Annotated in this window: 20 protein-coding genes; 8 read left to right on the forward strand and 12 right to left on the reverse strand. The window is 69.8% G+C overall.

The annotated features are described in order from the left end of the window. Position 1: 1 nt before the first annotated feature. The 4 genes from AHIS1636_RS01420 to AHIS1636_RS01435 all read right to left on the reverse strand — a co-directional run bounded on the left by AHIS1636_RS01420 (position 2) and on the right by AHIS1636_RS01435 (position 4262). Positions 2–193: a ferredoxin gene (locus tag AHIS1636_RS01420; RefSeq protein ID WP_005273960.1), complete on the reverse strand. Its 192-nt coding sequence runs from the start codon at positions 191–193 to the stop codon at positions 2–4. 43 nt (positions 194–236) lie between these two features. Further along, the gene (locus AHIS1636_RS01425; RefSeq protein WP_264794016.1) at positions 237–1436 is read right to left on the reverse strand and encodes a cytochrome P450; all 1200 of its coding nucleotides are present in this window, start codon (positions 1434–1436) and stop codon (positions 237–239) included. 69 nt (positions 1437–1505) lie between these two features. Next, entirely contained in the window at positions 1506–3020 is a 1515-nt protein-coding gene (locus AHIS1636_RS01430; RefSeq protein WP_264794017.1) for an APC family permease, read from the reverse strand. Between the two features lie 288 nt (positions 3021–3308). Further along, positions 3309–4262 (reverse strand): hypothetical protein, encoded by a 954-nt coding sequence (locus AHIS1636_RS01435; protein ID WP_264794018.1) that lies wholly within the window; start codon positions 4260–4262, stop codon positions 3309–3311. 196 nt (positions 4263–4458) lie between these two features. Here AHIS1636_RS01435 and AHIS1636_RS01440 point away from each other — a divergent pair, with 196 nt between their 5' ends. Then, entirely contained in the window at positions 4459–5637 is a 1179-nt protein-coding gene (locus AHIS1636_RS01440) for a CaiB/BaiF CoA transferase family protein (protein WP_264794019.1), read from the forward strand. Positions 5638–5667: 30 nt separating this feature from the next. Here AHIS1636_RS01440 and AHIS1636_RS01445 read toward each other — a convergent pair whose 3' ends face one another. Continuing rightward, a complete protein-coding gene (locus AHIS1636_RS01445) occupies positions 5668–7356 on the reverse strand; it encodes a PucR family transcriptional regulator (RefSeq protein WP_264794020.1) in 1689 nt (562 codons plus the stop codon). A gap of 81 nt (positions 7357–7437) precedes the next feature. On the opposite strand from AHIS1636_RS01445, the gene AHIS1636_RS01450 reads away from it, so the two are divergent. The 4 genes from AHIS1636_RS01450 to AHIS1636_RS01465 all read left to right on the forward strand — a co-directional run bounded on the left by AHIS1636_RS01450 (position 7438) and on the right by AHIS1636_RS01465 (position 12745). Next, positions 7438–8880, forward strand: a complete 1443-nt coding sequence (locus AHIS1636_RS01450) for an aminotransferase class III-fold pyridoxal phosphate-dependent enzyme (RefSeq protein WP_264794021.1) — start codon at positions 7438–7440, stop codon at positions 8878–8880. Positions 8881–8962: 82 nt separating this feature from the next. Further along, positions 8963–10123, forward strand: coding sequence for an acyl-CoA dehydrogenase family protein (locus AHIS1636_RS01455; protein WP_264794022.1), 1161 nt, complete (start codon positions 8963–8965; stop codon positions 10121–10123). Between the two features lie 160 nt (positions 10124–10283). After that, positions 10284–11759 carry an aldehyde dehydrogenase family protein gene (locus AHIS1636_RS01460; protein ID WP_264794023.1) on the forward strand — a complete coding sequence of 492 codons (1476 nt, stop codon included), beginning with the start codon at positions 10284–10286 and terminating at the stop codon, positions 11757–11759. 107 nt (positions 11760–11866) lie between these two features. Beyond that, positions 11867–12745 (forward strand): 3-hydroxyacyl-CoA dehydrogenase family protein, encoded by an 879-nt coding sequence (locus AHIS1636_RS01465; RefSeq protein ID WP_264794024.1) that lies wholly within the window; start codon positions 11867–11869, stop codon positions 12743–12745. A 94-nt stretch (positions 12746–12839) separates the two neighbouring features. Here AHIS1636_RS01465 and AHIS1636_RS01470 read toward each other — a convergent pair whose 3' ends face one another. Together AHIS1636_RS01470 and AHIS1636_RS01475 are read right to left on the reverse strand one after the other, a co-directional pair. After that, entirely contained in the window at positions 12840–13181 is a 342-nt protein-coding gene (locus tag AHIS1636_RS01470) for a P-II family nitrogen regulator (protein ID WP_264794025.1), read from the reverse strand. Between the two features lie 91 nt (positions 13182–13272). Continuing rightward, entirely contained in the window at positions 13273–14394 is a 1122-nt protein-coding gene (locus tag AHIS1636_RS01475; protein WP_264794026.1) for a 3-isopropylmalate dehydrogenase, read from the reverse strand. Between the two features lie 173 nt (positions 14395–14567). Here AHIS1636_RS01475 and AHIS1636_RS01480 point away from each other — a divergent pair, with 173 nt between their 5' ends. Together AHIS1636_RS01480 and AHIS1636_RS01485 are read left to right on the forward strand one after the other, a co-directional pair. Further along, complete coding sequence (locus AHIS1636_RS01480; protein WP_264794027.1) at positions 14568–16040, forward strand: aldehyde dehydrogenase family protein; 1473 nt, start codon at positions 14568–14570, stop codon at positions 16038–16040. After that, on the forward strand, positions 16037–16834 hold the full coding sequence (locus AHIS1636_RS01485; protein WP_264794028.1) for an SDR family NAD(P)-dependent oxidoreductase: 798 nt from the start codon (positions 16037–16039) through the stop codon (positions 16832–16834). Before AHIS1636_RS01480 ends, AHIS1636_RS01485 begins: the two co-directional genes overlap by 4 nt. A gap of 102 nt (positions 16835–16936) precedes the next feature. Here the strand turns inward: AHIS1636_RS01485 and AHIS1636_RS01490 are convergent, their stop codons facing one another. The 3 genes from AHIS1636_RS01490 to AHIS1636_RS01500 are packed head-to-tail and all read right to left on the reverse strand — an operon-like array spanning position 16937 to position 19331. Beyond that, positions 16937–18415 (reverse strand): multicopper oxidase family protein, encoded by a 1479-nt coding sequence (locus tag AHIS1636_RS01490; RefSeq protein WP_264794029.1) that lies wholly within the window; start codon positions 18413–18415, stop codon positions 16937–16939. Beyond that, positions 18402–18812 (reverse strand): hypothetical protein, encoded by a 411-nt coding sequence (locus tag AHIS1636_RS20375; RefSeq protein WP_309298548.1) that lies wholly within the window; start codon positions 18810–18812, stop codon positions 18402–18404. Before AHIS1636_RS20375 ends, AHIS1636_RS01490 begins: the two co-directional genes overlap by 14 nt. Before the next feature lie 48 nt (positions 18813–18860). After that, complete coding sequence (locus AHIS1636_RS01500) at positions 18861–19331, reverse strand: pyridoxamine 5'-phosphate oxidase family protein (protein WP_264794030.1); 471 nt, start codon at positions 19329–19331, stop codon at positions 18861–18863. A gap of 607 nt (positions 19332–19938) precedes the next feature. Here AHIS1636_RS01500 and AHIS1636_RS01505 point away from each other — a divergent pair. Beyond that, entirely contained in the window at positions 19939–21462 is a 1524-nt protein-coding gene (locus AHIS1636_RS01505; RefSeq protein WP_264794031.1) for an HNH endonuclease signature motif containing protein, read from the forward strand. 157 nt (positions 21463–21619) lie between these two features. On the opposite strand, the gene AHIS1636_RS01510 is transcribed toward AHIS1636_RS01505, so the two are convergent. Next, positions 21620–23032 (reverse strand): amidase, encoded by a 1413-nt coding sequence (locus AHIS1636_RS01510; RefSeq protein WP_264794032.1) that lies wholly within the window; start codon positions 23030–23032, stop codon positions 21620–21622. A gap of 212 nt (positions 23033–23244) precedes the next feature. Then, positions 23245–25158, reverse strand: a complete 1914-nt coding sequence (locus AHIS1636_RS01515; protein WP_264794033.1) for a dipeptide ABC transporter ATP-binding protein — start codon at positions 25156–25158, stop codon at positions 23245–23247. Positions 25159–25160 lie beyond the last annotated feature (2 nt).

Below are 25160 nucleotides of genomic sequence, written 5' to 3' on the forward strand. Positions count from 1 at the left end.
GCTAGTCCTTCAGGAAGATCGCCTGGACGGGGCAGACGTCGATGGCTTCTTCCACCTCGTCCAGCAGGGCGTCGTCGAAGGTGGGTTCGTATTCGAGCACGCCGTCGGTGTTCATCCGGAACACTTCGGGGGCGGCGATGGCGCACTGGCCGTGGTTGTCGCAGAGGCTGCGGTCGACGTCGATGGTCCTCATGGGAAAGTCCTTCCGTAGGTGGTGCTGTGGTGCTGTTGGTGGGCTAGGAGCGCTTGGTGAAGCCGATGGGCAGGCGGATCGGGCCGGTGTTGCCGGAATCCGGCAGCCACTCGTCGCCGCCGACCAGGTGCGGGTTGGCCAGGCGGCTAGCCAGCAGCGGCAGCGCCTCGCTCATGTCCGCCCGGGCAACGAAGTGGCCGAGGCAGTGGTGGACGCCGCCGCCGAATCCGTAGTGCGGCGCATGCTCGCCGAGCAGGTCCATCTCCGGGTTCGGGAAGGCGCGCGGATCCGTGCCGGAGGACTGGGTGAACAGGTGCACGGTGGTGCCCTTTGCGATGGCCAGTCCCTGGTACTCGAAGTCCTCGACGGCCTCGCGGGTCACCCAGGTGACGGTCGGGTTGGTGCGCATGACTTCCTCCACGGCCTTGCCGCCAAGGTCGGGCCGCTCCGCCAGCAGTTCCCACTGCTGCGGGTTGCGGATGAAGGACTGCATGGCCAGGCCCAGCTGGTTGCGCGTGGTGTCCATGCCGCCGAAGATCAACAGCACCAGTGCGTTGCGCAGTTCCTCGTCGCTGAGCCGGTCGCCGTCCCGGCTGGCCAGCACCAGGCGGGAGACGAAGTCCTCGCCCGGGTTGGCCTGCCGGTCCCGGATCAGCTCCTCCGCATAGTCATAGAGTTCGGCGACGGCCGCCTCGACCTTGTCCAGGTCCTGCTTGAAGGTCACGCCCAGGGCCAGGCCCACGGTGGAGGCGAGCCGCGCGATCTTGGGCCACTCGCTCTCCGGGATGCCGAGCAGGATGGTCAGCACCCGGGTGGCGTAGGGCTCGGCGAAGTCGCGGATGAACTCGCACTCGCCCTTGTCGATGAATGCGTCCACCAGCTCGTTGGCCAGTGCCTGGAACCGGGGCACCAGCTCCTTGATCAGGCGCGGGGAGAAGGCCGGGTTCAGCAGCCGGCGGATCCGGTGGTGGTCCTCGCCCTCCAGCACCAGCAGGTTCTTGGTCCACCAGTCGAAGAACAGTCCGCCGTGGACGCCGTTGTGCGCCGGCCACTTGGCGCTGCCCTGGGAGAGCTTGGGGCTCTTGAGCAGCTTGCTCACCTCGTCGTAGCGCAGCACGGCCAGCCCGAAGTTGGTCCGGGCGTACCAGCTCTGCTCGCGGGCGGTGCGCAGCTCTTCGGACTGCATCGCGAACGACGGGTCCGAGATGTTCAGGTAGGGAACCTCAACGGTGGACGTGCTCATGGTGGAACCTGTTCTTTCGTCTGTGTGACTGGTCTGATGCTGAAGGGGTGCTGGAGGGCTGAGGGATGCTCAGTCGCTGAAGGAGTGCCGGGGTCCGGACGGGATGGCGTCTCCGGCGGGTGCATCGCCCTTCAGGTAGGGCTTCTTCCAGGCCATGTAGACCAGGCCCAGGACAACGACGCCGACGGCGGAGATCAGCACGATGTAGTTCGAGAACCAGCCAGCCTCCGGGGTCCGCGGCCAGGCCATGTTGACCATGCCGAGGACGCCCCAGGCGAGCGCGGCGACGTTGACCGGGATGCCCCAGGCGCCGAGCTGGAAGGCACCGCGCGGCCGCCAGCCCTTGAGCCGGGCCCGCAGGGAAGCCAGGACCACCATCTGGAAGCCCATGTACATGCCCATCGCGGCGAAGGAGATGATGGTGACCAGCGCGTCCTCGGACACCTTGGAGCCGATCACGATCAGCGCCGGGACGAGGCCGGCCAGCAGCAGGGCATACGGCGGCACGTGGCGGGACTCGCTGAACTTGCTGAGGAGTTTGCTCGCCGGGAGGATGCCGTCGCGGGCCATCGAGTAGGCCAGCCGCGAGGACGCCGCCTGCAGGCTCAGTACGCAGGAAACGAAGGAGATCAGGACGACGGCGAGGACCACCTTCATGCCGACCGGGCCGAAGGCCGCCAGGAGCACGTTGCCGACCGGATCGGCGTCGGTCCCGCTGATCACCGCGCCGAAGTCCGGCACCGCCAGGATCAGGGACAGGCAGACGAACATGGCGGCGAAACCGCCGATGTAGATGGTCATGCGCATGGCCTTCGGGATGGTGCGCCCCGGGCTCGGAACTTCCTCGGCCACATCGCCGCACGCCTCGAACCCGTAGTACTGGTAGATGCCGATCAGGCCGGCCGCCGCGAAGGCGATGAAGTAATTGCTGCCCTCGCCGGCGCCGAAGCTCTGGAAGAGGACGCTCAGGTCATGGTGCCGGGCGGTCACGATCAGCCAGAAGCCGACCACCAGCGCGCCGCCGAGCTCGGCGAGCAGCCCGAGCATGGCGACCTTGTTCAGCACCTTCGTGCCGCCGAGGTTCAGGATCGTAGCAAGCAGGATGACTCCCAGCGCCGCCAGGATGACCGAGTTGACGCTGCTTTCCATGCCGAGGAGCGAGCTGAGGAACGGGCCGGCGCCGTAGGCGACGCTGGCGATGGTGGCCAGCAGCGCGCAGAGGTAGACCCAGCCGTTCATCCAGCCCCACTTGCGGCCCCACAGGCGCCGGGACCAGGGGTACACGCCGCCGGCAACCGGGTAGTTGGAGACCACTTCGCCGAATACGGTTGCCACGAGCAGCTGGCCGCCGCCGACGATAATGAGCGACCAGAACATGGGCGGTCCGGCGATCCCCAGGGACGCGGCGAACAGCGAGTAGATGCCCACCACCGGAGACAGGTAGGTGAAGCCGAGGGAGACGTTCCCCCAGAAAGTCATTTCGCGCTTGAATTGCTGATCGTACGAGTAACCTAGGCTGGCCAGATGCTCGGCATCCTCATCGATGCCGGCCTCCCCAGCGGGCCGCGTCATTTCGGCTGACATTGCGCTCCTTCAGGACTGATAGTTATAAGCGGTCGAGCGTGGCCTCCGAGGAGCCCCATTCCCCGTTGTGACGAAGGCCACGTGATCGCCATCACGGAAAAACCCTACAAATGAATGATTTAGAACGCAAGGGTCATCCAGTAGGTTTCTTGGCGGCGCCACGCCTTGGAAGGCCGATGCCGCACTGCTGCTACGGTATTGCGCCCCGAAATACGCGGAATATGACGGGGCTCACTAAAGGTGTAAACGCTGGGAAAAGCTTTATTATCGACAGATTTCCTCGCCCTGCTACAGCAACGGCCATACCCGGCGCCGCAGGTCGTACAGCTCCCACGCCCGGGGAATCAGGTCGCAGGCGGCATCCGAAGCCCGGCGCAGCTGGGCCATGCCGCCGGCGGCTTCGCGCGCCGCGCCGGAACCGGCGAATCCACCGCCCGGACTGCCGTCCCCTGCACCAGCACGGCCGACCCCGCCGCCGTGGCCGCTAAAGGGCCCCGGATAGCTGCCGGGGTTTCCGGCGGCCCATTCCAGTCCGTGCGAGTAGCCGCTGCAGAACTGCCAGATGTAGATCAACTCGGCCGGGACGCCGCCGTCCGCCCTCAGATCCTTGAGGATCGCGGTCTGCGTCCTGTTCTTGGTCGCGTAGCCCCAGTGGCCGCCGGCCTTCCTGGTGAAGATCGGCGACAGGCCGGCAGCCCGGGCCGCCTCGTTGACCTCATGGCGGAGTCCCTCGAAGCTGTCCCGCGCATCCGGATGCAGCTCCGGGTGCAGCTCCTCGAGGTAGGCATCCCAAAACGAGGCGGCATTGAAGACATCCCTGGCGACCAGCACCAGGCTGCGCCGGATTCGCTCGCGGCCTTCCTCCGGCTGCAGCGCCCAGAGCACCGTCGTGCCGCATTCGATCACGGTCCGGACCAGCGAATACGGCGCGTGCGAGTTCAGCCGGTAGAACACCCCGCCGGACGGCTCCTCCACGAACAGCAGCCGGCGCAGGGCCTGCAGGTTGTCCATCGCCGCCGCGAGCGACTGTTTGAGCAGGCCGCTCACGCTCCGCGACGCGGCAAAATGCCGGTCCATCGCAGCCAGCGGCGAGCCCGGCTCGATCTCCTCGCCCGCAGCATCGCGCGCACTGTAGGGAGCCAGCGCATCGAGCCGCGCCAGGATCGCCGCAGCCGCCTGGCCGTCCGGTTCCGGGCCGCCGACCAGGCCGGCGCAGCCCTCGGGCACCCGCCCGTCTCCCATGCGGACATCGTAGTCCCGCCCGCTCCCTCGCGCTTCCGCCCGGACCGCAGCCTCCCCCTCGTCGGCTGCCGGTCCTTGTGCATTCCATCCCGCTCCGGGCCGAGTCGTCCAATGCGGGGAGCCGAATGGCCTTCCTAGACTGGTCGCCAGTTCCGGGCCGACAACGGTCCGGCATCTCTCCAGCGAAAGGGCACCGATGCCTGCACAGCCCGGCCTCCCGCCGTCGTCCGCTGTACGTCCGTTGGAAGGCGTTCTGGTTGCGGACTTTTCCCGTGTGCTGGCCGGACCGCTGGCCACCATGACGCTGGCCGATCTGGGCGCGCGGGTGGTCAAGGTGGAACGACCGGAGGCCGGCGACGACACCCGCAGCTGGGGCCCGCCGTTCTCCCCGACCGGATCGACCTATTTCGAGAGCGTCAACCGCAACAAGGAGTCCGTCTGCCTGGACCTGTCCGACGCCGGGGACCTGGCCGCGGCCCGCGAACTGGCTTTGCGGGCGGACGTCCTGGTGGAAAACTTCAAGCCCGGCGGCATGGCGAAGCTGGGCCTGGGCTACGACGAGCTGTCTGCGGAAAATCCCGGGCTCATCTACGCCTCGATTTCCGGCTTCGGGTCGGCCCAGGGGGCATCGCTGCCGGGCTACGACTTCATCGTGCAGGCGGTCGGCGGACTGATGAGCATCACCGGCGAGGCGGACGGCTCCCCCTACAAGGCCGGCGTCGCGCTGGTCGACGTGCTGACCGCGAAGGACGCGACGATCGGTATCCTCGCAGCCCTCAATGCGCGCAGCAGCTCCGGGCGCGGGAGCCTGCTGGAGGTCAACCTTCTCTCCAGCTTGCAGGGCGCGCTGGCCAACCAGGCACAGGCCTACCTCGGCGCCGGCAAGGTGCCCGGCCGGATGGGCAATGAACATCCCTCGATCGTGCCCTACCAGCTGCTGGAGTGCGCCGACGGGCCGCTCGCCATCGCGTGCGGAAATGACGGGCAGTTCCGGCGGCTGGCCGAGGTCCTGGGGCGGCCCGAGCTGGCGGAGGACCCGCGGTTCGCCACCAACAGCGCCCGGGTGGAACACCGCGCGGAACTGATCCCGCTGCTGGAGCAGGCCCTCGGCACCGCGACCGCCGCCGTCTGGCAGGACAAGCTCGTCGGCGTGGGCGTGCCCGCCGGACCGGTGGCCACGATCGACGCCGGCATCGAGTACGCCGACTCCCTCGGGCTGCAGCCCACCATCGACGTCCAGGACGCCGCCGGCCGGACGGTCGGCCGGCAGGTCCGGCATCCCATCAGCTGGACGCCCGCCTTCGAGCCGCGCAGCAGCGCACCGCCGGCCCTCGGCCAGCACACCGACTCCGTGCTGGAGTGGCTGCGCCGCTGAACCAGCCGGAAGACCGGACAGTGGAGGTAGTCACAGTCCGCGGCGGCGCAGGGCGAGCCAGAGGTGGGCGGCCGTGTCCGGATCGTCGAGGCTGACGCCGAGCAGCCGCTGCGCGACGGCGATCCGGTGGCGGAGCGAGTTCCGGTGGATCGCGAGGTCGCGCGCCGTCTCCTCCCAATGCCCGCGGCGGCGCAGGTAGGCGGCGACGGCACCGAGCAGGTCCGCGCGCTGGTAGCCGGCGAGCGCGTCCACCCAGCGGTCGGCGCGGGAATCCTCATCCCCCGCGGTACCGACCAGCCGGCCCGCTGGTGCCTGCAGGGCGGCGCGGCGCAGGACGGCTGCCTGGGAAGCGGCGTCGGCGAGCGGAACGGGTCCGGTCCAGGCCGCGCCGGTGCGCGGCCGGCCGGCGGTGTCGCTCCCGGATTCCCGCCCGGCCTGCTCGCCAGCTGCCGGCCGGCCAGGCTGATCGGCAGTCGTCAGCCGGATGGAGCCGTCCGCCTCCATTCCCGCGGGAAGCGGTTCCCCGTGGGCGCGCGCCTCGGACGTCCCCGACGGCGACCCGCCCGCCGCGTCGGGCCCGCCCTCCCATGGCAACAGTCCGCCGTCGTACTCTTCCGGCTCGGGTGCGGCAGCCGGTACCAGGTCCGCCGTGTCCAGCAGGAAGAATCCGAGGCCGTCCTCGGCGAAGCGGAGCCGGCTCATGGCCAGGGCGGCCCCCGGGCCCGGGGCACCGTCCTCCACAGTGAGCCCGGCGACGGTCACGGCAAGGGCCCGCAGGTCGCCGTCCTCCGTCCGCGCCGCCAGCATCCGCACCCGCTCCGGCAGCGGGCCCAGCCCGACGTCGGCCGCCAGCAGCCGGGCCGCTTCGACGTGCCCGCGGACAATCAGTTTGGCCACCGCGGACCCCAGCACCGCCGACGAGCCGGTCAGCTCCTCGTGCTGCTGCGCCTTGAGGGCAAGCAGCACGCAGACGGTCATGATGATCTGCCGGTCCGCCTTGGTGACGGTGCGGCCCGACCCGATGGCCAGGAAGCCCTCGATCCGCCGGCCGACCAGGATCGGGTACTCCACCACGGGGCTGCCGTGCAGCCAGAACGTCGCCGCCGAGTGCGCGCCCGCCCGGTTCAGCCTGGCCGTTTCCTCGCGCAGGTGCGGCAGCAGCGCCGCGGATCCCGTGGGCCAGATCGTCTCGGCTCCGCCGTCGGCCGGGAGGTAGGCGGCCCAGCCGCCGAGTGCCTGCGCCAGCCCCTGCACCACGGATGGCAGCGCATCCGGCCGCATCGCCGCCCGGGCCAGCGCCGTCTGGGTGCCAAGCCCGGCAATCAGGTCCGCCTGCCCGCTGCGGCCGGCCAAGTCCCAGAACGCGCGCGAGACATCGAGGAACGGGACGCCGTCCGGCACCACCATCAGCTCCAACCGCTCCCCGGCGCAGGCCTCGATGAGTGCCGGCGGCACGCTGTCCAGTCCCTCGCCGAGCCCCAGCCCGAGCGCGGCGACGCCCCTGGCGGCCAGCCGGCGGACGTAGGCGGAGGCCGTCGCCGCCGTTCCACCGAGGGGAATGCCCGTGGTCAGCAGGAGCTCGCCGCCTTCCAGGTAGGCGGTGGGGTCCTCCAGTTCGGACACGTGCACGCCGCTGAGCTGGACGCCGGGCACCGTCCCGGGAACTGCGCGGTGCAGGGAGGGGCCGAGTTCGGCGCTGAGCTGGGCGAGCGAAACCATGGTCCGATTATCCAACGCCACGGGCATCCGTGGACAGAGCATCCAATGACCGGACGGTTGCGCCGCCGTTAGCGTGGTCCCATGACCGTACAGACCTCGGGCCCCGCCCCGCTCCCCCAGTCCCGCCATCTGGCCACCGCCATCCCCGGCCCCCGCTCCGAGGCGCTGCATGCCGAGCGGCGGGCGCAGGTAACCGACGGCTTCGGCATCGCCCTGCCGGTCTTTGTCGAGCGCGCGGACGGCGGCATCCTGGCGGACGTGGACGGCAACCGCCTGATCGATTTCGCCTCCGGCATTGCGGTCACGAGCATCGGCGCCAGCCACCCGCGGGTCCGCGAACGCGTGGCCGCCCAGCTGGAGCGCTTCACGCACACCTGCTTCATGGTCACGGAGTACGAGTCCTTCACCCAGGTCGCCCGGTGGCTCAACGAGCACACCCCCGGCGACTTCGAGAAGCGCACTGCCCTATTCTCCACCGGCGCCGAGGCCGTCGAGAACGCGGTCAAGATCGCCCGCTCCGCCACGGGCCGGCCCAAGGTCCTGGTCTTCGACGAGGCCTACCACGGCCGTTCGCTGCTGACCATGGCCATGACGGCCAAGGAGAATCCGTACCGCCTGAACTTCGGCCCGTTCCCCGCCGAGATTGTGCGCGCGGCGTCGGCCAATCCGCTGCGTCCGGGCGCCGGCACCTCCACGGCAGGAACCAACAACGACGGCGGCGCCGTCTCGGGTGCCGATGTCACCACCGCGGCCCTTGCCTCGGTCGAGGCAACGCTCGCCGAGCACGGGGCAGACGCGTTCGCCGCCATGGTGATCGAGCCCATCCAGGGCGAAGGCGGCTTCGTGGTACCGGCGCCCGGCTTCCTCAAAGGGCTGCGCGACATCGCCGACCGGCACGGCATCGTCCTGGTGATCGACGAGATCCAGGCCGGCATGGGCCGCACCGGCACCCTGTTCGCCAGCGAGCACGAGGGCGTCGCCGGTGACATCACGCTTAGCGCCAAGGCACTGGCCGGTGGCCTGCCGCTCAGCGCCGTGACCGGGCGGGCCGACCTGATGAACGCCGTCCACGCCGGCGGCCTCGGCGGCACCTACGCCGGCAACCCGCTCGCCTGCGAGGCGGCACTGGCCGTGTTCGAAGCGTTCGAGGACGGCAGCCTGCTGGCCAACGCCCGCTCCATCGAAGCCGCCGCCCGCGAAGTCCTGGAACCGCTCGCGACCGAAACGGACGTCGTCGCCGACTTCCGCGGCCGCGGCGCCATGCTCGCCCTCGAGTTCGCGGACCGGGACACGCTCGCCCCGCGCGCGGACCTGGCCAAGGAAATCTCCGCGCGCTGCCACGCCCAGGGCGTCCTCACCCTGACCTGCGGCACGCACGGCAATGTCATCCGGCTCCTGCCGCCGCTGGTCATCGGGCACGAGCTGCTCCGCGACGGGCTGGCCGTACTGCGCCAGGCGATCCTGGATGTGGCCGCGGAGGCCGGCGCCCGCACCGCCGAAGCCTCCGCTCCCGCCCTCGCCTGACCGCCGCGCCCGCCCTCGCCTGACCGCCGCCGTCGTTAGCCCTTTCACCGAGCCGCCGCCCCTCCCGACAGAAAGCAGCACAATGTCCCTCGACTACGACCTGATCAGCTTCGAATCCCTCCTGACCGAGGAGGAGCGGCTGCTGCAGAAGAGCGTCCGCTCCTTCGTGGATGCCACGATCAAGCCGAATATCGCCGGCTGGTACGAGGACGCCGTCTTCCCGCTGGAGATCGTGCCGGAGATGGCGAAGCTGGGCCTGCTCGGCATGCATCTGAAGGGCTACGGCTGCGCCGGCCGCTCCGCCGTGGAGTACGGCCTGGCCGGCGCCGAACTGGAAGCCGGGGACTCCGGCCTGCGCACCTTCGTCTCGGTGCAGGGCTCGCTGGCCATGAGCGCCATCTACAAGCACGGCTCCGAGGAGCAGAAGAAGGAGTGGCTGCCGCAGATGGCCGCCGGCGAGGCGATCGGCTGCTTCGGGCTGACCGAGCCCACCGCCGGCTCGGACCCGTCCAGCATGAAGACCTTCGCCCGCCGGGACGGTGACGACTGGGTGATCAACGGCGCCAAGCGCTGGATCGGCCTCGCCTCGGTGGCGAAGGTCGCCGTCATCTGGGCGCAGACCGACGACGGCGTCCGCGGCTTCGTGGTTCCCACCGACACCCCCGGGTTCACGGCCACGCCGATCGAGCCGAAGCTGTCCATGCGTGCCTCCATCCAGTGCGACATCGAACTCACCGACGTGCGTCTGCCCGCCGACGCCCTGCTGCCCAACGCCAAGGGGCTGCGCGGCCCGTTCGAATGCCTGAACGAGGCCCGCTACGGCATCATCTGGGGCTCGATGGGCGCCGCCCGCGATGCCTGGCAGGTCGCCGTCGACTACTCGAAGGAGCGCCTGCAGTTCGACAAGCCGCTGGCCGGCTACCAGCTCACGCAGGAAAAGCTGGTCAACATGGCGCTGGAAATCAACAAGGGCTTCCTGCTCGCGCTGCACCTCGGCCGGCTCAAGGACGCCGGGCAGCTGCAGCCGCACCAGATCTCCGTCGGGAAGCTGAACAACTGCCGCGAGGCCATCGAGATCGCGCGGGAATGCCGCAGCATCCTCGGCGGCAACGGCATCACGCTCGACTACTCGCCCCTGCGCCACGCCAACAACCTCGAATCCGTCAGGACCTACGAGGGCACCGACGAGGTGCACACCCTGGTCCTCGGCAACAAGATCACCGGCATCCCCGCCTTCCGGTAGCCAGAGGGGTCCGGCCGCGGGGCCAGCCAGCTCCGCGGCCGGACCCGCGCTCCGCCCCTCCAGGCAGCCCGCTTGCCCGGCCGTCCCTGCCCGTCATTTCCCTCCCTGACCTTGCCCGGCCACATCCCCTTCCTTCCTCCGTCCCGCCCAAGGAGCGCGCATGACCTCCCCCACGCCCGTACAGCTGCAGCACTACATCGACGGCGCCTGGCTCGAAGGCGACGGTTCCACGATCGCCAGCACCAACCCGGCCCGGCCGGAAGAGACCGTCGCGCAGGGGCGGCAGGCCGGCGCCGCCGAGGTGGACCGGGCCATGGCCGCCGCCGTTTCCGCCAAGCGGGAGTGGGCGCGGACCCCGGCGCACGAGCGCGGCGCGGTGCTGCTCCGCGCGGCGGCCGAGCTGGAGCGGAACGCCGACGACTGGGGCCTGGAGCTGGCCCGTGAGGAAGGCAAGACCCTCGCCGAAGGCCGCGGCGAGGTGCTGCGCGCGGCCCAGATCTTCCGGTACTACGGCAACGACGGCGACCGCACGGCCGGCGAGATTTTCGCGTCGCCGCGGCGCGGCGAGAAGATCCTCGTCACCCGCAAGCCGCTCGGCGTGATCGGCGTGGTCACCCCGTTCAACTTTCCGATCGCCATTCCGGCGTGGAAAATCGCTCCGGCGCTGGCCTACGGCAACACCGTTGTCTGGAAGCCGGCCAGCACCGTCCCGCTCCTGGCCGTGCGCCTGGCCCAGGCGCTGGACTCCGCCGGCCTGCCCGCGGGCGTGCTGAACCTGCTGATCGGCCCCGGCTCCATGGGCAACGCCATCGTCGAACACCCCGCGCTGGACGGGCTGACCTTCACCGGTTCCACCGGCGTGGGCCGCCGGCTCGCCGCCGCGGCCGCCGGCCGGGGCATCCCGGTCCAGGCGGAAATGGGCGGCAAGAACGCGGCCGTTGTGCTCGCCGACGCAGACCTGGAGCTGGCCGCAGAACAGGTCATGCTCGGCGCCTTCCGCTCCACCGGGCAGAAGTGCACCGCCACCTCGCGGCTGATCGTAGCCGAAGCCGTCGCGGATGACTTCCTCGCGATGCTCTCCGAACGCGCCTCCTCCCTATCGGTCGGGGACCCGACCGATCCATCCGTGGCCATGGGGCCGGTGGTCAACGACGCCGCGCGCAAGTCCATCCTGGACGGCGTCGGCACTGCGCTGGCACAGGGCGCGGAACTGATCGCCGGAGGCAAGGCGTACGACGACGGCCTGCTCGCCTCAGGCTATTTCGTGCCTCCGACGGTTTTGGAGCTGCCCGCCGACCGCGAGCTGGATGTCTGGCGCGAAGAGCTCTTCGGCCCGGTCCTGGCCGTCCGGCGCGCCGCCAGCACCGAGCAGGCCTTCGAACTCGCCAACGACAGCGAGTTCGGCCTCTCCGCCGCCCTGTTCACCCAGGACGTCACCCGGGCCCTGGATGCCATCGACGATCTCGACGTCGGCATCCTCCACGTGAACTCCGAATCCGCCGGAGCGGACCCGCACGTCCCGTTCGGCGGTGCGAAGAAGTCCGGCTACGGACCCAAGGAACAGGGCGCCGCGGCCAAGGACTTCTTCACCCACACCACCACCGTCTACCTGCGCGGCGGAACTGCCGGCGTGTAGCCCGCGCCGGCAGTTCCCCGCACCTAACCGCGCCACCCGCCGTCGTCCGCCAGCCGCTCCCCCGGCCACCCGCCGTCGTCCGCCTCCCGCTCCTACCCGAAGGAACCATGAGCACCCCCAGCATCGAGAACATCAAGCACATCCTCGTCATCGGCTCCGGCGCCATGGGATCGCAGATCGGCATGGTCGCGGCCCTCGCCGGCTACCGCGTGAGCGTCCAGGACATCGCCGAAGACATGCTCGCGCAGGCCAAGGAGCAGCTGTCCACGCGGATGCAGGCTAACGTCGCCAAGGGCAGGATGGACGCGGAGGACGCCGAGGCGGCGCTGGGCCGGCTCGCGTTCACCACGGACCTGGCGGCTGCCGCGGCGGACGCCGACTTCGTGATCGAGGCTGCCACCGAGCGGCTGGACATCAAGCGGCAGATCTTCGAGCAGCTGGGGGCACTCGCGCCGGCCCACGCCATCCTTGCCACCAACTCCTCCACCCTCGGCTCCTCCAAGGTCGCCGACGCCAGCGGACGGCCGGAGCAGGTCTGCAACATGCATTTCTTCAATCCGGCCCTGGTCATGAAGTGCGTCGAAGTAGTCCGGCACGGGCAGACGTCCGACGCCACCGTCGAAGCCACCATGGAACTGGCCCGCCGCTTCGGCAAGGAGCCGGTCCTCATCAACCGCGAGATCCCGGGCTTCGTCGCCAACCGGCTGATGGGCGCCGTGCAGAAGGAGGCGCTCGCCCTCCACAGCGCGGGCATCGCGAGCGTCGAGGACATCGACACCACGGCGAAGGCCGCGCTCGGCCATCCGATGGGGCCGTTCGAGCTGATGGACATGGTGGGCCTGGACGTCATCGCGTTCATCGCCGAGGCGACGCACGCCGAAACCGGGAACGACGACGATCTTCCGCACCCGGCCATTGCCCGCCTGGTCGCGGAGGGCCACCTGGGCCGCAAGTCCGGACAGGGCTGGTATACCTACGGCAAGTAGCTCGTTCCCCCGGATCGAGTGTGCAGCAGGTGCCGCTTCACCACGCGAAAAGGGGCATCTCCTGCACAGTGGTTGGAGGATTGGCCCAGCCGGCTCAGTCGATGGCGTCGGGGCCTCGTTCGCCCGTCCGGACCCGGACCACGTCGGTGAGCGGGACCGCCCAGATCTTCCCGTCGCCGATGTCGCCGGTGCGCGCCGCGGCCACGATGGCGCCGATGATCCCGTCCACGTCCTCGTCGTGAGCCAGGACCTCGATCCGCACCTTGTCCACCGTGTCCGTCTGGATCCGCGCGCCGCGGTAGGTTTCGGTGTGGCCGCGCTGCCGTCCCATCCCCGACACCGATGAAACGGTCATGCCGCGCACGCCGAGATCCTGCAGGGCCTGCGTCACCGCCTCGGCCTTCGCGGGCTGGACCACGGCTGTTACGAGCTGCATGGGGCTCCCCCTTCCTCGACTGCGTCCGCCAGCGGCCCACCATTGGCGTGGGCCGTGGCGCACCTCACTCTTATGCTAGCCAGGGCGCCGGCTATTTCCCGCGCCCGGCGCCGGCCAGGTCCTCCATCACGGACCGCCCGGGGACCGGAGGCAGCCCGGCCCCGACCAGCGACGCGATCTCCTTGCCGACGCCCGCGGTGTCCATACCCATGCCGGGCCCGGAAAGCTGCGGCAGGCCGGCCAGCACGTGCACGGCCGCGGCCTCGATCGCCAGAGCTGCCTCCCGTTCGCCCAGCGAGGCCAGGCACATTGCGGTGGAGAGGACGGCGCCCACCGGGTTCGCCCAGCCCCGCCCGGCGATGTCCGGTGCGGACCCGTGGATCGCCTCGAACATGCTCGGGGCCGAGCCGTCCAGGTTCAGGTTGGCGCTGGCCGCCACCCCCAGCCCGCCCTGGATCACGGCGCCGAGGTCGGTGATGATGTCGCCGAACAGGTTGTCCGTCACGACCACGTCGAACCGCTCCGGAGCGACCGGCAGGTGGAAGCACATCGCGTCGACGTGCACGTAGTCCACCTCAACGTCCGGATAGCGCCGGCCGACCTCGTCCACGGTGTCCTGCCACAGGTTTCCGGCCTCGACCAAAATGTTCTTCTTGTGGCATAGCGTCAGCTTCTTCCGCCGCTGCTGCGCCAGCCGGAAGGAGTAGTCGACCACGCGCTCGATCCCAGGCCGGGTATTGACGGACTCCTGCACGGCCACCGCGTACGGGGTGCCCGCGTGCACCGTGGAACCGCGGCCAACGTACGCACCCTCGGTGTTCTCCCGCACGATCACCAGGTCGCAGCGTTCCGGCGTCAGCCCGGCGATCGGCGTCGCCACTCCCTCGTACAGCTTGACCGGGCGGAGGTTCACCGCCTGCTGGAAGGCCTTGCGCATTGCGAGGATAAAGCCTCGCTCCAGGACTCCCGGCTGCACCGCCGGGTCGCCCATCGCGCCGAACAGCACTGCGTCGTGGCCGCGCAGTTGCTCTTCCAGTTCCGGCGTCCACAACTCGCCCGTGCGCAGGTAGTGTCGGGCGCCCGCCTCGACCCGTGTCAGCTCCGTGCCGAATCCGAAGGCGGTTTCCGCCGCGGCGAGCACCTCGAGGGAGGCGTCGATGACTTCCGGGCCGATGCCGTCGCCGGGAACGACGGCGATCCGATGGTTGCGCACAGAGGTTGCCTTCCTTCTCACGTGAGGAGTCTCGCCAGCCACGGTACGACGGCGGCGGCTCCCACCGCGCTTCGTGACGGAATTGTGGCATGGACCACGAAAAGTATTGACCGGCCCCTCGACCATTGGCTAGCCTGACGAAGCCACTGGTCTGACCAGTCAACGAGCTGACCGTGGATGAGCTGAGGGAGGAAGCGGTGTCCAGCTATTCGAAAGCCCACCCGGACGGCCTGCCCGTCGGAGGCGGCTGGGTTCCCTGCGCCGACAGCGCTCCGGTTGTTTTCCCCTTCGACGGCACCGTCGTCGGCCATGCTCCCGTGGGAACCGTGGACCATGCCCGGCAGGCGCTGGACGCGGCCGAGAAGGCTTTCAAGGAAGTGGCCGGCCTCGGCGCGGGGCGCAAGCGGGCCCTGCTCATCGCGGTCCACGATGCCTTGGCGGAACGCGCTGCCGAACTCGAGGAACTGCTGGTGCTCGAGACCGGCAAGCCCCTCATCGACTGCCGCACCGAGGTCGCCCGGACACTCACCACCTGGGCCGCCGCCGCGGAAGAAGTCGCCCATACCCACGGCGAGACCGTGCCGCTGGACCTGCAGCCCCTGGGTGAAGGAATGGTGGGCTACTGGACCAGGCGCCCCGCCGGCGTCGTTGTTGGCATTGCCGGGTTCAACTATCCGCTGCTGCTCGCCAGCCACAAGCTCGCGCCCGCCCTCGCCGCGGGCTGCCCGATCATCCTCAAGCCCGCGCCGAACACGCCCCTCGCCACATTGTGGGCCGTGCACCTGATCCGCGAAGCCCTCGCCGCCCAAGGCATCGACCCCTCGGCCGTGCAGCTGGTCACCGGCGGGGTCGACGTCGGCGAAACCCTCGTCGCGGACCCGCGCTCCGCCGTCGTCAGTTTCACCGGCTCCGCCGCCGTTGGCCATGCGATCGCCCGCAGCGCCGCGCCGCGCAAGGCGGTGCTGGAGCTCGGGTCGAACACCGGTTTCATCGTCGCCGCCGACGCCGTGGTTGCCGACGCCGTGGACGCCGTGATCCGCGGCGGCTTCTACGCCAACGGCCAGGCATGCATCTCGATCCAGCGGATCGTGCTCGAGGAGCCGATCGCCGCGCAGTTCGAGCAGGCGCTGCTGGCACGGCTCGGCGAGGTCACCGTCGGAGACCCCCGGTCACCGGAAACCCGCGTCGCCCCGGTCATCAACGAGGCGTCGACGCAGCGGATCCTGGGCTGGATCGACGCCGCACGGCAACGAGGCGCACGGGTGCTCGCCGGCGGCGCGCTGGATGGCCGCAGCATCCAGCCGACCGTCATGGCGGACGTGCCCGCAGATTCCGAGCTCTGGTGCGAGGAGATCTTCGGGCCCGTGGTCTGCCTGCAGACCGTTCCCGATATCGACGCCGCGATCGCGCTGGTCAACCAGTCCCGCTACGGGCTGCAGGCCGGCATCTTCACGAAGTCCCTGCCCACGGCCTTCCGTGCGGTGGACGAACTGGAGGCCGGCGGCGTCGTGGTCAACGAGATCCCGGGCTTCCGCTCTGACATCATGCCGTATGGCGGCGTGAAGGACTCCGGCATCAGCCGCGAAGGCCCGCGCTTCGCCATCGAAGAATTCACCGTCACGCGCATGGCGATGATCCGCCCATGACCCCGCACGAAGGACGCCCCATGGACTACACCCGGCTCTTCCAGTTCGACGGCGACCGCGTCCTGGTGGTCGGTGCCGGCAGCGGGATCGGCCGCGAAGCCGCCCTCGCCCTCGGTGCCCACGGCGCCAGCGTCATCTGTGCGGACCGGGACAGTACGACGGCGGCAGAGACCGCGGCGATGATCGGCGGCTCCGCCACGTCCACGGTCCTGGACGTGCTGGACCAGGACGCCGTGCGCGCCGCCGCCGACGAGTACTTTGACATCGCGGCGCTCGTTTTCACCGCCGCCACCAACGTGCGCAAGCGGATCGCCGACTACACCATGGAAGAGTTCGACCGCGTCGTCAGCCTCAACCTGAAGGCCTCCTTCGCGCTGATCCAGGCCTTCGCCCCGAAGATGGCGGCCAACGGCGGCGGTTCGATCATCGGCTTCGCGTCCATCCGCGCGTTCACGGTGGAACCCGGCCAGGGCGCCTATGCAGCGACCAAGGCCGGCCTCGTCCAACTCGCCCGCACCGCCGCCGCCGAGTTCGGCCCGTCCAACGTCCGGGTCAACGTCATCGCCCCCGGCGTCGTCGAAACCCCGCTCACGGCCCAGATCAAGGCCAGCCCGGAGTGGTACAACGCCTACGCCGAGAAGGGCGCGCTGGGCCGCTGGTCCACGCCGGACGAGCTTGCCGGCGCCGTGGTTTACCTCGCCTCCCGCGCCTCCACCTACGTCACCGGTTCGGTGCTCATGGTCGATGGCGGATGGACGGCGGTCGACGGGCGCTTCGACCCGCCCAGCTCCTGACGCCGGCTGCCTGTTCCGACGCGCGACGCCCGTTCCTAACGCGGGCTGCCGGGTCCTGACGCAGTTACCCTGGCCCGACGCCCTCTTCCTTTGCAGGCCGCGCTAGCGAACCTCGATGACCGCCATCATCCCGTTGTCCTCGTGATCGAGGATATGGCAGTGGAAGACGGACCGGCCCACATGGTCGTCGAACGCGATCCTGACACGGGCCTGCCCGTTCGCGGGAACGTTGACCACGTCGCGCCAGAGGATGTCGCGTACAGGCCGTCCGCCGGTTTCGATGAGCTGCATCGGCCAGATGTGCAGGTGGATGGGATGGTCCATCGGGCTGGTGTTGGTCAGCGTCCACTCCTCCACGCTGCCGGCCTTCGCCCGGACATCGGTACGCGCCGGATCGAACTCGCGGCCATCGATGGTGAAGCGGCCGAAAGCCGGCCCGCCGTCCGGACCCCCGACCGGGCCTCCACCCATCATTCCGCCGAACGCTGCGGAGAACACCAGCTCACGCGTGCCCGCCGGCGCCTCGCCTCGCAGGTCGCGGGATGCAGGCCGGGCGGCCACAGGTGCCGGAGCCGGAGCCTGCTGCCCCGCCACCACCAGGGCGGCGAGGGTATGTTCCCCGCCGGAATCCTGCCCCATCATGTTGCCCATTCCGCCCATGTTGACGCGGTTGTAAGGCAAGGCGCGCAGCCGCGACGTCCCCGCCACGGTCGTCACAAGCAAGTCCGCCCGGTTGCCGGGCGCCAGGAACACCTCATCGACCGCCCGCGGAACCGCATAGTGTCCGAGATCCATGCCGAGCAGCTCCATCTGCTGCCCGTCGAGCCTCAACCGCAGATACCTCGAGACGCACGCATTGACTACACGCCACCGTTCCCGTTGACCCGGGCGGGCCTCCAGCTGGGGCCGGACCTGGCCGTTGAGCAGCAAGACGCCGCCCATGCGCCCCATCATCCGGTCCATGAAGGACGGGCTCTGGACCCTCCCCGAAGGGCCCAGCGAGACATCCGAAATCATCAGCACGCGTTCCCTGCTGACTGCGATCGGTTCCGGGTCCTCGACAATGATGGCACCGTACAGGCCGCCCGACACCTGCTCCGCCACGCTTCCGTGCAGGTGCGGGTGGTACCAGAACACCCCGGACGGGTGGTCCGCCGGGAGCTCGTACTCATAGTTGAAGGTGCTTCCGGCTCCGATATGGACGAATGGATTGTCCCCGTTGTCCTGCGGCGAGACGTGGAGGCCGTGCACATGCAGGTTCGTGGCCTCGGGCAGGTCGTTGCGCAGGGCTACCTTCAGCCGGTCCCCGGGCCGCAGCCGCAAAGTCGGTCCCGGCAGCATTCCGTTGTAGCGCAGCATCGTGGCTTCCCCGTCGCCGAGCCGGACGGGCCCGCGCGCCGCCGTCAACTGCACCTCGAGGTTCCTTCCGCGGCTCTTCAGCTCCCGCGGCGCAGCCAAGGCTCCGCCCGCAGGACCATCGAGCCGGACCGCTCCGCGAACCAGCCCGGCGGTGCCGAGGGCCGTCGCCGCGAGCCCGCCCGCGCCCCACAGCAGCAGCTGTCGCCGACTAACCGGTTCCACCGGGCCCGCCGGGTGCCGTTCCACCGGGTGCCGTTCCACCGAATGCACCCCGTCCACCGGTTCCACCGGGGCCGCCCGTTGCACTCGGCCCGGCCATTCCACTCGGCCCGCCAGGTCCGACCGGTCCGCCCCGGAGCGCCCCGAGCACTTCGCGGTACTGGTCGACGGTCAGTTCCCCGCGAGCCAGCCGCTCCTCAAGGATCTGTTCGGCGCTGCTTCGAGGCATGGGCGGAGGCGCGGACCTGCCGCCCGCACCGACGCCGCCACCCAGGACCCGGACCAGCAGGACAATAAGGACGACCAGGCCGGCCAGCGCCAGCAGACCGCTGATCACCATCCAGGCGGCCATCCCCCAGCCGCCCCAGCCGCCCCAGCCGTTGCCATCCCACCACATCATCGCGGGGCCTCCTTATCCGCTCACACCAGGCAGGCTGCTCCAGCCCGGTTATTCCAGCCCGGCGCGGCTGGCCTCGTCGAGGGAAATCCACCACGCCTTGGGCTGCACCACGGCGAACCGGCGGCCGGTGACCGTCGTCGGAACAATCCGCACGAAGTGTTCCTTACGCCCGCCCTGCCACGGAAAGAGGACCCTCGCCACGGAGTCGAGGAACTCCTCGGTAGGCACGACTTCCTCCGCCCGCCCCTTCAACACGACACTCCACGCGATACCGGTCTCGGCGTTCACGCCGTCCGCCTCCAGCGCCAGCGGCGTATCGCCTTTGACCGCCGCCAGCTTGGTCCCGGCTCCGGTCCGGAATACCAACGTGTCCCGATCCACGGTGTAGTTAACGGGAAAGATATCGGGGTGGTCCTCCACCCAGACCGCTAACCGGCCCAACGAGACGCGGCGCAGCAAGCGCCAGCATTCCTGTTCGTTCAGGATTTCCGTGTCCGGTGACGCTCCGTGGTTCGGCATGAGGCACATGCTAGTCCCGGTCCGGCCAGCGAAACAGGGCACAAAGTGCCCGATCATGAATGTCCCGCAGGCGGCGACGAATATTGTCAGTAGCGGCGCCTACCGTGGATTCATGGAGGAATTCCAGCAAGAAGGTCCGACGGCGTCGCGGGGCTTACCGTCCCGGCCCGCCGGCGCCTTTTCCCTGCTCGAATACAACCTCCACAGGGCTCTGCTCGAACGGCGCCTTCGGTTGCTGTACCCGGAGGCGGGCGGTCCTCCGAACGAGGCGCCGACCGTCCAACCGTATTTTGTCCCGGCGCCGTCCGGGTACCGTGCCCCCACCGCTCCATTGGTAGGAAAATCCGCTTCGCGGGAACTAGTTCGCCGCCCGGAACTATCGGCCCAGCAGGTCGAAGTGTTCCGGATGCCGGCTGCCCCGAGCAGCCTGCCCATAGCTCCGCCGACCCAGGCCCGGCCAAGCCAAGGCACCTCACCCGAGGCCCCGCCGACCCAGGCCCAGCCAAGCCAAGGCACCTCACCCGAGGCCCCGTCAACCCATGGAACCTCACCCCAGGGCACGCCTATTCAAGGCACCTCACCCCAGGTCCCGTCGGCCCCGGGCACCTTGCCCCGCAGCATCTCGTCCTCCAGCGGCCCTGACCAGGCTCCGACCACCGCCAAGGAGCTGGAGACAACCGCAGACAATGCGACCCCGGCGGACTGGCGGGATGTCTGGGAACAGGTCCCGCCCGCAACGTTGGCAGTCCTCCTCGACGCCGTCGACGTCTGTTCACTCTCCGATGCGGACACATTGGACTACTTGGCCGCGACCGGACGAGTAACGGCATGGGCGCAGGCACTGAAAGTTCGCGGCATGGCTCGCTTCGCGGAGCATAGGGCAGAGGACGGGACCGGTATCACGGGCAATGAAGGCTATTCCCGGTTTGCCGCCGGGGAAATCGCCCCGCACATCCATCAGTCGAAGCGCTCCGTCAGCAAGGAGCTGGCGGACGCCGTCCAGCTGTGGAATTGGCTGCCGGGGACAGTGGCTGCAATGGCGTCGGGCACCATCGACCTTCCGCGGGCCGCGGCGATCGCCCACGGCGCCCGCGGCCTGCCGGACGATCTCCTCCCCGTTTACGAAGCGAACGTACTCCCGGGCGCCGGGAACATTCTCAAGGAGTCCCTGCAAAAGCGAATCCGCCGCGTGCGGAATGACCTGCACCCGGAAAGTCTCACCGTGCGGCACGAGCGCGAAATGGAAGGACGGGGCGTCTCCTTCTTTCCCCAAGAGGACGGCATGGCGGAACTGTACATCCGCACCAGCGCGGACAAGGCACTGCTGATCTACGACCTGCTCCAGACGCATGCCAAATTCCTCAAGACCGCCGAGGAAACGCGCACCTTGGGCCAGCTTCGCGCCGATGTCCTGGCCGACCTGCTCCTGGAAACGCCGGGTCATGCCTTCCGGACGGCCACAGACACCGGCGCAGGCACTGGCACCGGCGGCCTCAGCACCGGCGGCCTCGGCGGCGACGGCCTCGGCGCGGACGGTGCCTGCGGATCATGCGGCCGCGGACCGGGCCCCATCACCATCGGCGGCAACATCACGGCGTCCGTGGCGGTGACCATCCCCCTGGCGACAGCAGCCGGCATCAGTACTGAGCCCGGCCATCTGGCCGGCTACGGACCGGTCCCGCCGGAGACCGCCCGCAATATCGCGGCATTGGCGAAGAGCTGGCTACCGGTGCTGATCGATGAAAACGGCGAGGCCGTGGCCGTCGCAAAGGAGATGCGGCATCCGCCCGAATGGCTCAAACGCTTGGTCCGGCTCCGGGACGAAAGCTGCCGGGGACCCGGCTGCCTCGTCCATTCCAGGCATTGCGACCTGGACCACACCGTCGCCTGGGAAGCCGGCGGCAAGACCGAACTGGGCAACCTCGCGCCGTACTGCAAACCCGATCACATTGCGAAGCACGAGGGTGGCTGGCGAACGACCCAGGAGGACAAGGGGGTGCTCCGCCACCAGGGCAAGAGCGGCCACGCCTACATCAGCTACCCGGACGGCACCTGGATCCGCCTCGGCGTCCAACCGCCGCCCGAGCCACCGCCCGACCCCTTCGCCGATCCGACGCCGCCGCCCTTCTGATCCCGCTGGCCTCCCTGATCCGTCGACTTCCGCCAGGGGACGACGAAGAGCGGGTGCAGGGCGCGGATGACGATCACCGTATCCAGGCCTAGCCCGACCGGTGCGACCACAGAGCCGGTGCGCCCACTGACACGAGGAGACTAGTGACACGAGGAGGCTAGTCGAGGCCGGCCCAGTCGGGAACGGCACAGGACGGCCGGGCGGCCTCGTACCATGCCGCGACGTGGAGGATCCGGTCATCCGCCCCGACGCGCCCGGCCAACTGCAGGCCGATCGGACGGCCGTCGGCGGTGAAACCGCAATTGACGGTCGCCGCGGGCTGGCCGGACATGTTGTACGGGACGGTGAAGCCGATGTGGGCCATCGTGCGGTCGGGATCGTCGACGGGCATCGGCTGCTCCGCGGGGAAGGCGGCCATCGGCGACACAGGTGAGAGAACGACGTCGTAATTTGCCGTCGCGGCAATGGTCGCCTGCTGCATCCGGTCAATGCTCCCGAAGTTGCGGATGGTCTCGGCCCCGCCGAACTCCGCACCGCGCGAGCACCACCGCGCGATGTAGGGCAGGACCTTGTCCTGCTCGGACGGGCTCAGCTCCCGGTAGTCCGCCCAGGACCGGGTGCGCCAGAAGTTGTCGAGGCCGTCGAGCATGTCCTGGGTGATGAAGGGGCCGATCCGTTCCACCGTGGCCCCGGCGTCGGCGAACAATGCGGCGGCGGCCTCGACGGCGGCGAGGACCTCCGGATCGGGGCAGGCCCCGGCCCCGGCGTCGGTCTGCAGCGCGATCCTGAGCGTGGAGACGTCCGGCTTGTCGGCAAGGTCCCAGTCCATGGCGGGATAGGGCCGGGCGGTGTAGTCCCGGATGTCCGGCTGCGCCAGGATGGTCATGAACAGCGCCGCGTCCCCGACCGTCCGCGCCATCGGTCCGGCGGCCCGGCCGATATAGGGAACGTCGAGCGGAATCAGCCCGGCGCTGGGCTTGAGCGTGGCCAGGCCCTGCCAGGTTCCGGGCAGCCGGATGGAGCCTCCGATGTCGGTGCCGACGTGCAGCGGGCCGTAGCCGGCGGCGGCGGCCGCACCGGCGCCGGAACTCGAGCCCCCGGTGGTCCAGGCCGGATTCCACGCGCTGCGGGTGATGCCGTGCAGGCTGGAGACGCCGGAGGAAAGCATGCCCCAGTCCGGCATGACGGTGGATCCCACGATCACGCCGCCGGCCTCGAGGATCCGGTCGGTGACGGGCGCGTTGGCCTGGGGCACCTTCGGGTTGGAGAGCGCTGTTCCGGACGGCATTGGGACGCCGGCCCGGGCGATGTTCTCCTTGACGGTCATCGGTACGCCGTCCAGCGGGCCGCGGGCGGTGCCCTCCATCCAGCGCCGCTCGCTCGCCTTCGCGTCCGCGCGTACGGCCTCCGGCTCGAATTGGTACAGGGCGTTCAGCACCGGCTCGCGGGCCTCGATCCGCTCGATGACGGCCTCGGCCGCCTCCACCGGCGAAAGCTCCTTCGCGGCATAGGCCTCGCCGAGTTCCCGGGCGCTGAGGTTGTGCAGTGCTGAACGGGGCTGCTGGTACATGGTGCGGGCCTTCCGATGGTGCGGGATGGATCAAGGTTGCTGGAAGCCGGTGGCGGGTTCAAGGGACGGCAGATCCGGCTGCGGGGCTGCGGGCGTCGGCGCCGGGGAACCCTGCGGACGGGCACCGACCCGGGGAACCACACGCGGACGACCGCCGGCCCCGGGGAACCACACGCGGACAGGCGCCGGCCCGGGGGAACCGGGGCCGCCCGTCACCCGGACATGGCGGCTTCCCGTGCGGCAAGCTCGGCGCGCAGCGACATGGAGGAATTGACCAGCGTCCGCGTGTACTCGTGCCTCGGTGCCTCGTAGATCTGCTCGGTGCCGCCGCTCTCCACGATCTGCCCGCGGTTCATCACCACCACGTTGTCGCAGATGTACCGCACCACGCCGAGGTCGTGCGAGACGAAGACCAGGGTGAGCTGGTACTCGTCAACCAGGTCGGAGAGCAGGTTCAGCACCTGCGCGCGGACCGAGACATCGAGCGCGCTGACCGGCTCATCCGCCACCAGCACGCGCGGCTGGCAGATCAGTGCCCGGGCGATCGAGATGCGCTGGCGCTGGCCACCGGAGAACTGGTGCGGGAAGCGATCGGCGGAATCAGCGGGAAGCCCGACGGCGCCGAGCATCTCCGCGACGAGCCTCCGCTGCCGCGCGCTGTCGAGCTTCTGGCCGGGGGCGAGCAGAGGCTCGGCGACGATGTCCTGCACCTTCATGCGCGGATTGAGCGAGCCCATGGGGTCTTGGAAGACAATCTGCAGCTGCCGGCGCAGCTCGGCCAGCTCGCTTTCCTTGGCCCCGGCCACCTCGTTCCCGGCCACCCGCACGCTGCCGGAGGTCGGCTGGTCCAGCCCGGCGAGGATGCGCAGCAGCGTGGACTTGCCCGAGCCGGACTCCCCCACCACGCCGAAGCGCTGGCCGGTGGCGACGTCGAAGGAGATTCCGCGCAGCGCCTGCACCTCTGTCCGCTGGCCGAACAGCGAGGTGCGCTGCCGCTGGTAGGTCCGGACCAGGTCCCGCACGCGGATCACCGCGGCGTCGGTGTCGTGCGCGTGTTCCGGAGTAACGACGACGGCGCGGCTTGCGGCGGCGGGGCTCACGGCGGCGGGGGCTTCGGTAAGGGCGGTTTCGGCAAGGGCGGTTTCGGCCGTGTCCGGGTCTGCCTTCGGTCCGGCTGGCTCGCCGGACAGGTGGAGGGCGGTGGCGGGTACTTCATCGAGGACCTGGTCCGGGGCGGGCGGGATATAGCCGCCGGCCGAGGCTACGGTGAAGAGCCGGCCGTCGTTGTCCGTGGCGTCGAGGTCCGAGGCTGCGAGCAGGCCCCGGGTGTAGGCGTGCTGCGGCCGGGAGAAGACGTCCTCGGTCGACCCCTCCTCCACAACTTCGCCGTGGTGCATCACGAGCACGCGGTCGCAGATGTTCGCCACGACGGACAGGTCGTGGGTGATGAAGAGCAGGCCGGTGCCGCGCCGCTGCACGGACTCGAGGATCAGGTCCAGCACCTGCCGCTGCACGGTGACGTCCAGCGCGGTGGTCGGCTCGTCGCAGAGCAGCAGCGCGGGGTCGTTGGCGAGCGCCATTGCCAGCATCACGCGCTGCCGCTGCCCGCCGGAGAGCTGGTGCGGGTAGGCCTTCGCGGCCTCCGCCGGGTCCGGCAGCTTTACGTCAGCCAGCAGTTCGACGGCGCGTGCCGCCGCCGCGGAGCCGGATGCAGCGGTCTTGTGCTTGAGCATGATCTCGGCGACCTGCGGGCCGACCTTCATCAGCGGGTTCAGCGCGGTCAGCGGCTCCTGGAAGACCATGGTCATGTCGTTCCCGCGGATCCGCCGCAGCCGCTTGTCCGGCGCATCGACCAGGTCCAGGTCGTGCCCGGCGAGCCGGATGGACCCCGAGGCTGAGACTCCCTCCGGCAGCAGGCCCATGAGGGCCGTCGTCGTCATGGACTTGCCGGATCCGGATTCGCCAATCAGGCCGATCCGCTCGCCACGCGCCATCGTGAGGTTGAACTGGGATACGAGGGGCCGGTCCTTGGTGGCGACTGTCAGGGACTCGACGCGCAGCAGGGGCTCGGCGGTTTCGCCGCGGTTTGGGTCCTGACTGGGGGCAGTTTCACCTAGGCGTTGCATGC

The organism is Arthrobacter mangrovi, from assembly GCF_026011795.1.
Taxonomy (GTDB): domain Bacteria; phylum Actinomycetota; class Actinomycetes; order Actinomycetales; family Micrococcaceae; genus Crystallibacter; species Crystallibacter mangrovi.